The organism is Bacillus cereus group sp. Bc031 (assembly GCF_027716265.1).
In the GTDB taxonomy this organism is placed as follows: domain Bacteria; phylum Bacillota; class Bacilli; order Bacillales; family Bacillaceae_G; genus Bacillus_A; species Bacillus_A paranthracis.
In genome coordinates, this window is record NZ_JAQFUL010000176.1 from 1 (window position 1) to 2,985 (window position 2,985).

The following is a 2,985-nucleotide window of genomic DNA, read 5'->3' on the forward strand; positions in this document are numbered from 1 at the left end:
GTATGTTCTTTGAAAACTAGATAACAGTGTAGCTCATATTTTTTAATTTTAGTTTGGTTAAGTTAGAAAGGGCGCACGGTGGATGCCTTGACACTAGGAGTCGATGAAGGACGGGACTAACGCCGATATGCTTCGGGGAGCTGTAAGTAAGCTTTGATCCGAAGATTTCCGAATGGGGAAACCCACCATACGTAATGGTATGGTATCCTTATCTGAATACATAGGGTAAGGAAGACAGACCCAGGGAACTGAAACATCTAAGTACCTGGAGGAAGAGAAAGCAAATGCGATTTCCTGAGTAGCGGCGAGCGAAACGGAACATAGCCCAAACCAAGAGGCTTGCCTCTTGGGGTTGTAGGACATTCTATACGGAGTTACAAAGGAACGAGGTAGACGAAGCGACCTGGAAAGGTCCGTCGTAGAGGGTAACAACCCCGTAGTCGAAACTTCGTTCTCTCTTGAATGTATCCTGAGTACGGCGGAACACGTGAAATTCCGTCGGAATCTGGGAGGACCATCTCCCAAGGCTAAATACTCCCTAGTGATCGATAGTGAACCAGTACCGTGAGGGAAAGGTGAAAAGCACCCCGGAAGGGGAGTGAAAGAGATCCTGAAACCGTGTGCCTACAAATAGTCAGAGCCCGTTAACGGGTGATGGCGTGCCTTTTGTAGAATGAACCGGCGAGTTACGATCCCGTGCGAGGTTAAGCTGAAGAGGCGGAGCCGCAGCGAAAGCGAGTCTGAATAGGGCGTTTAGTACGTGGTCGTAGACCCGAAACCAGGTGATCTACCCATGTCCAGGGTGAAGTTCAGGTAACACTGAATGGAGGCCCGAACCCACGCACGTTGAAAAGTGCGGGGATGAGGTGTGGGTAGCGGAGAAATTCCAATCGAACCTGGAGATAGCTGGTTCTCCCCGAAATAGCTTTAGGGCTAGCCTTAAGTGTAAGAGTCTTGGAGGTAGAGCACTGATTGGACTAGGGGTCCTCATCGGATTACCGAATTCAGTCAAACTCCGAATGCCAATGACTTATCCTTAGGAGTCAGACTGCGAGTGATAAGATCCGTAGTCAAAAGGGAAACAGCCCAGACCGCCAGCTAAGGTCCCAAAGTGTGTATTAAGTGGAAAAGGATGTGGAGTTGCTTAGACAACTAGGATGTTGGCTTAGAAGCAGCCACCATTTAAAGAGTGCGTAATAGCTCACTAGTCGAGTGACTCTGCGCCGAAAATGTACCGGGGCTAAATACACCACCGAAGCTGCGGATTGATACCAATGGTATCAGTGGTAGGGGAGCGTTCTAAGGACAGTGAAGTCAGACCGGAAGGACTGGTGGAGTGCTTAGAAGTGAGAATGCCGGTATGAGTAGCGAAAGACGGGTGAGAATCCCGTCCACCGAATGCCTAAGGTTTCCTGAGGAAGGCTCGTCCGCTCAGGGTTAGTCAGGACCTAAGCCGAGGCCGACAGGCGTAGGCGATGGACAACAGGTTGATATTCCTGTACCACCTCTTTATCGTTTGAGCAATGGAGGGACGCAGAAGGATAGAAGAAGCGTGCGATTGGTTGTGCACGTCCAAGCAGTTAGGCTGATAAGTAGGCAAATCCGCTTATCGTAAAGGCTGAGCTGTGATGGGGAAGCTCCTTATGGAGCGAAGTCTTTGATTCCCCGCTGCCAAGAAAAGCTTCTAGCGAGATAAAAGGTGCCTGTACCGCAAACCGACACAGGTAGGCGAGGAGAGAATCCTAAGGTGTGCGAGAGAACTCTGGTTAAGGAACTCGGCAAAATGACCCCGTAACTTCGGGAGAAGGGGTGCTTTCTTAACGGAAAGCCGCAGTGAATAGGCCCAAGCGACTGTTTAGCAAAAACACAGCTCTCTGCGAAGCCGTAAGGCGAAGTATAGGGGGTGACACCTGCCCGGTGCTGGAAGGTTAAGGAGAGGGGTTAGCGTAAGCGAAGCTCTGAACTGAAGCCCCAGTAAACGGCGGCCGTAACTATAACGGTCCTAAGGTAGCGAAATTCCTTGTCGGGTAAGTTCCGACCCGCACGAAAGGTGTAACGATTTGGGCACTGTCTCAACCAGAGACTCGGTGAAATTATAGTACCTGTGAAGATGCAGGTTACCCGCGACAGGACGGAAAGACCCCGTGGAGCTTTACTGTAGCCTGATATTGAATTTTGGTACAGTTTGTACAGGATAGGCGGGAGCCTTTGAAACCGGAGCGCTAGCTTCGGTGGAGGCGCTGGTGGGATACCGCCCTGACTGTATTGAAATTCTAACCTACGGGTCTTATCGACCCGGGAGACAGTGTCAGGTGGGCAGTTTGACTGGGGCGGTCGCCTCCTAAAGTGTAACGGAGGCGCCCAAAGGTTCCCTCAGAATGGTTGGAAATCATTCGTAGAGTGCAAAGGCATAAGGGAGCTTGACTGCGAGACCTACAAGTCGAGCAGGGACGAAAGTCGGGCTTAGTGATCCGGTGGTTCCGCATGGAAGGGCCATCGCTCAACGGATAAAAGCTACCCCGGGGATAACAGGCTTATCTCCCCCAAGAGTCCACATCGACGGGGAGGTTTGGCACCTCGATGTCGGCTCATCGCATCCTGGGGCTGTAGTCGGTCCCAAGGGTTGGGCTGTTCGCCCATTAAAGCGGTACGCGAGCTGGGTTCAGAACGTCGTGAGACAGTTCGGTCCCTATCCGTCGTGGGCGTAGGAAATTTGAGAGGAGCTGTCCTTAGTACGAGAGGACCGGGATGGACGCACCGCTGGTGTACCAGTTGTTCTGCCAAGGGCATAGCTGGGTAGCTATGTGCGGAAGGGATAAGTGCTGAAAGCATCTAAGCATGAAGCCCCCCTCAAGATGAGATTTCCCATAGCGTAAGCTAGTAAGATCCCTGAAAGATGATCAGGTTGATAGGTTCGAGGTGGAAGCATGGTGACATGTGGAGCTGACGAATACTAATAGATCGAGGACTTAACCATATAATATG

At 51.3% G+C, this 2,985-nt stretch carries 1 rRNA gene; it reads left to right on the top strand.

Going from position 1 to position 2,985, the window contains the following annotated elements:
• Nucleotides 1–55: 55 nt before the first annotated feature.
• Nucleotides 56–2,977: ribosomal RNA gene (locus tag PDQ33_RS28600) — 23S ribosomal RNA — on the top strand.
• Nucleotides 2,978–2,985: the final 8 nt, after the last annotated feature.